Here is a 3988-nt window from a genome sequence, read left to right on the forward strand (position 1 = left end):
GCGCTTACCATTGTTGGGTCAGAGGGGAGGTAGAGTTCTCCGGCCTGGGAGAAGGGCTCAATAGCTGTGAGTTTTGAATCTATTAACGGTATATCATCGTCGTTGCATAAGTGATCGTTGCGGTAGTTGGGGAACCCGTGCGGCTTTGCACAGACGGGCATCTAGTACATATTCAATCCACAAGTTAAGTCTGGAGCCTGAGAGCTGTCAGGTCCTTTTGGAGTGGCGTTCGTCTCATTGAGCTGCACTTACACTTGCATCTGTTTGCGAAAGATACTTGAGTTCAATTAGTGCATCATTGGACCAGCTATCGTCGTTTAGAGGCGGCAAATATGACGACTCCCGAATTTTGAGTTCAGCCGTACGATCGCCTTCATGAAGCACTGCGCCTGCGAGCTGATGAGAGGCGTCGAACCAAAACTGAGCTTTCTTCTGCTTGCACCAGTTGCGGCCGAGCAGGAACGTGCTAACGACCGCGCTCTTTAGGAAACCCACCTCTTGCTTGCCGATGGCAATCATCACTTGACATTCGAGCCTCAGGTCTCCCAGGCGCCGAACAGAATCGGGTAAGCCTGGAGTTCGCACCAGCGCCACTCCTTCAACAAGGCCCTTTCTTCTGTTGAGCATCACGTCCGCGTCTTCTTCCACCAAGGACTGCATGCGAGGAACGGCAAAGGTGTTATCCGTTGCAACATGGATGACAACTGGATTTCCCTTACCTCTAATACGTACAGTCAGCGGTTCACCATTTTCCAATGGTGGCTGACCACGTCTTTGGAGTAAGCGAAAGCGCAACTCGGGTGCTTCTGGGGCGAGCTCGCGATGCTCGTCGAAAGCAGCTAAGCCCGCAAAGATATTTCGATACGAACGGAGCTCCGGATTTCTAACTTCTTTCACCTCGACACTAGGCTCATCTTGCACGGGGTGATCCTGGGCCAGTCCGGCGTTCGAGATCATAGCAATCTGAAATGCGAGGAGGATAGAGCGATATCTTTTCATCTTCTATAGTAGCGCGACCTTGCAGCCGCTTCTATTACTGAACAACCCCTCTCCCCGGCATCTACTAGTGGTCAAGACTCGAATAAACGTGGATTAATCGTAGCTGCTATGCTGAATTCGCTAGAGTAAATTGCGTAAGTCGAGGCAATTATTGATGAGCCCCGAGCTTGGGACCATAGACGCTAACCGAAGGGAAGGGCGAATCGAAGAGGTCGGTGGCCCCATATTTGCTTAGCCACCGACGTCGCGAATTTGTTTAGGCTACCAGGATTAATTGGCCGGGTTGACTGGGTTGACGCGGCTTTGACATAGGTACGCGAACATTAGTCGCGCTACCAACTTCTACCTTAAAGAACCCAACTGCTCCAGATAGAGCTGCTGCTTGTTCTTGCAAGGCCTGCGATGCTGCTGCCGCTTGTTCGACCATAGCGGCGTTGCTCTGAGTGGTGTTATCCATTTCCGCAATTGCATGGTTGACCTGACCAATGCCACTGTGTTGCTCCTGAATCGAAGCATTGATTTCGCTCATGATGTCGCTGACGCGCTTGGCGCTGGCCACGATCTCGACCATTGTGCCGCCGGCTTGGTCGGCCAATTTACTTCCATGCTCAACACGTTCTACAGATGCATTGATGAGCACTTTAATTTCCTTTGCCGCATTCGCCGAGCGTTGAGCCAAGTTACGAACTTCCGAAGCTACAACTGCAAATCCACGTCCCTGTTCGCCAGCGCGAGCTGCTTCAACTGCCGCGTTAAGCGCCAGGATATTTGTTTGAAAAGCGATCCCGTCAATTACGCCGATGATGTCTCGGATCTTGTTAGATGAATCGTTGATAGCCCCGATTGTCTGTACGACTTCTGCGACAATTTCTCCGCCTTTTGCTGCAACGGTAGACGCGGTCGCTGCCAAGTCGTCGGCTTGTCGCGCGTTGTCGCCACTTTGCTTCGCCGCTGAGGTTAGCTGCTCGATCGACGCCGCAGTCTCTTCCAATGCCGCTGCCTGCTGTTCTGTGCGACGAGACAAGTCGATGTTGCCACTCGCGATTTCGCTGGTCGCCGAACTGATAGTGGTAGTGCCTTCGCGTACCCGCGAAACAATGTTCTTCAAATTATTATTCATCGTACTGAGCGCAGTTAATAAATTGCCGAACTCGTTAGTCGTTTCGACGGTGACCTCTTCCCGAAGGTCGCCTTCTGCGACGCGGTTAGCAACATCAATTGCCTGACGGAGTGGCCGCATAATCATTCGGAGGGTAAACGTGCCGAGCACAAGTGCCATCAACAGGCCAAGCACGAGGAGACTGGTCAACGTGTAGGAAGCAATGTCGATTTCCCGGCGGATTCCTTGAACGTTACTCTCAGCTCGCGCAGTAAGAAAGGTCGCAAGCTTTTCGGCAGCTTCATTGCCAGTTCTGTAGGTTGGATTGATTGATCGGATAAGGGTCTTTTGGGCTTCTTCCCATTGACCCTCTTCGATCGCGCGCGTTGCTGCTCCAATGCTGTCCATCCCGAGTTTGCCGCTAGCCGCATACCAATTGTTGCCTAACTCCTTCTCTTCTTGAGCGGTGACCTGAGACTGGTATTGATCCCAAAGATTGGCAATTTCTTCTGAATTCTTTTTTATGTTGTTGAAATGAACAGACAGAGGATGGTCATGCATCCGCGACCATTCGAGCGTCGGATTGTGTTGCAACGCTTGCAGAATTTGACTGCGATTGGATTCCATAAGGAGTCTAATCTTTCCGACTGTGAAGTCCTGGACGGAGAAGTCTCGCATTTCGTCAGCGACATTGCGCGCTGTTAGGATGCCTCCAGCACTACATATGGCAAGAAGGGCTGCCAAGATAGTAATGACTCCGATGAGAAGTGATTTAATTTTGAGGTTCTGCAGCTTGAACATGATGATTCCTTTAAGCTTAGGCGCCGAGTAACTGCGGCCGGGAATAAGGCATTTCGCAAAACGCCGAAAGGGACGTACGACCTGATGCATTGTTGTATCAACCTGAGTACGCCCCATTCCTCAGTRCCGACTCATCTAGGGATTTTCTGATGGCCCTTACCATCCAGCCACTAAGCTGATAAAACTATTGCAATCGCAGATAAAGAAAACTTTTGCTAAACTCGATCGGTGCATCATTAGTCGAGATCGCTGGCTTGAACTCGACGCAATTTTCGGCGGGTGAAGCATCGAGGGTTTTTTGAGCGCCTGTTTTTCCGATTGTTACTGATCCGTTTTCCTCAGCGAAGCAAGCCAACGCGCTTTCGAGCTTTGGGAGTATTAGGCGTAAATACCACGGTAGTTTGCCAAGGGCGTCGTTACCGATTTCAAGTGCTTTTCTCACATCGCTCATCTGAACTTGCCCTAAGTCTTCCGTATGTAGAGCAAGGAGAATTTCCATCTTCAGCGACCCTTTGCGCATATTTGATACAAACTCTGCATCAGGGTTTTCGCTTACCGGTAGCTCATCCAAAAGGATCAGGCCCGACCGAACCGGAATTTCCGTTTGCTTACCGTCAGCTAGGAAATTAATTCGCAAGTTGCGTGGAGCTTTTCCAGTGCGTCGATTCGTCACTCTTAAGGCGACGCGAATCGGTGTCTTGTCCAGATGCGAGAAGGCATTTCGGATCGTCACGACATCTTTGTATTCCATAAGCTCAGGATCGCGGAAACCGGTAACTTCGATTTTCGGTAAATTTGGATCAATAGCCTCTAATGTCTGCGCGCTGGTATTGACGAAGACAAGTTGAAGTGTCATCGCTAAAGCGGTTGCGCAGTTGGCGAAAGGAATTTTCTTTCTCATTTGCAGCCCTCTTCATTTGCAGTCACAATCTGCACACCATCTGGAATACGATATGGCCAGTCATATTCCATATACGCTGCCGTGGCATCAGCTAGTGCTTGGCCCTGCTGCTTGGCTAATGTGTAAAGCGACGCTTCAATTCCCATGGCGATCCCAGCGGACACCACAAACTTTCCGTTGTCTACTAC

The 3988-nt window shown here is 50.5% G+C and carries 3 protein-coding genes and 1 pseudogene; all 4 read right to left on the reverse strand.

Annotated elements, in window-relative coordinates:
- Positions 1-234 precede the first annotated feature (234 nt).
- Positions 235-957 carry a hypothetical protein gene (locus AB4Z11_RS25720; protein WP_442028640.1) on the reverse strand — a complete coding sequence of 241 codons (723 nt, stop codon included), beginning with the start codon at positions 955-957 and terminating at the stop codon, positions 235-237.
- A gap of 298 nt (positions 958-1255) precedes the next feature.
- Positions 1256-2899, reverse strand: coding sequence for a methyl-accepting chemotaxis protein (locus AB4Z11_RS25725; protein WP_442028641.1), 1644 nt, complete (start codon positions 2897-2899; stop codon positions 1256-1258).
- A 184-nt stretch (positions 2900-3083) separates the two neighbouring features.
- A complete protein-coding gene (locus AB4Z11_RS25730) occupies positions 3084-3800 on the reverse strand; it encodes a hypothetical protein (RefSeq protein ID WP_442028642.1) in 717 nt (238 codons plus the stop codon).
- A pseudogene (locus AB4Z11_RS25735) lies at positions 3797-3988 on the reverse strand (hypothetical protein); the annotation flags it as partial. The gene AB4Z11_RS25730 and the pseudogene AB4Z11_RS25735, both read right to left, overlap by 4 nt.

Origin of the sequence: Pseudoduganella sp. RAF53_2, from assembly GCF_052113985.1 — a bacterium.
Lineage (GTDB): Bacteria > Pseudomonadota > Gammaproteobacteria > Burkholderiales > Burkholderiaceae_D > Rugamonas.

What these genes read in the sequence shown, in the direction of transcription:
- AB4Z11_RS25720 (WP_442028640.1), bottom strand. Translation starts at nt 957, where the DNA reads ATGATCTCGAACGCCGGACTGGCCCAGGATCACCCCGTGCAAGATGAG.
- AB4Z11_RS25725 (WP_442028641.1), bottom strand. Translation starts at nt 2,899, where the DNA reads ATGTTCAAGCTGCAGAACCTCAAAATTAAATCACTTCTCATCGGAGTC.
- AB4Z11_RS25730 (WP_442028642.1), bottom strand. Translation starts at nt 3,800, where the DNA reads ATGAGAAAGAAAATTCCTTTCGCCAACTGCGCAACCGCTTTAGCGATG.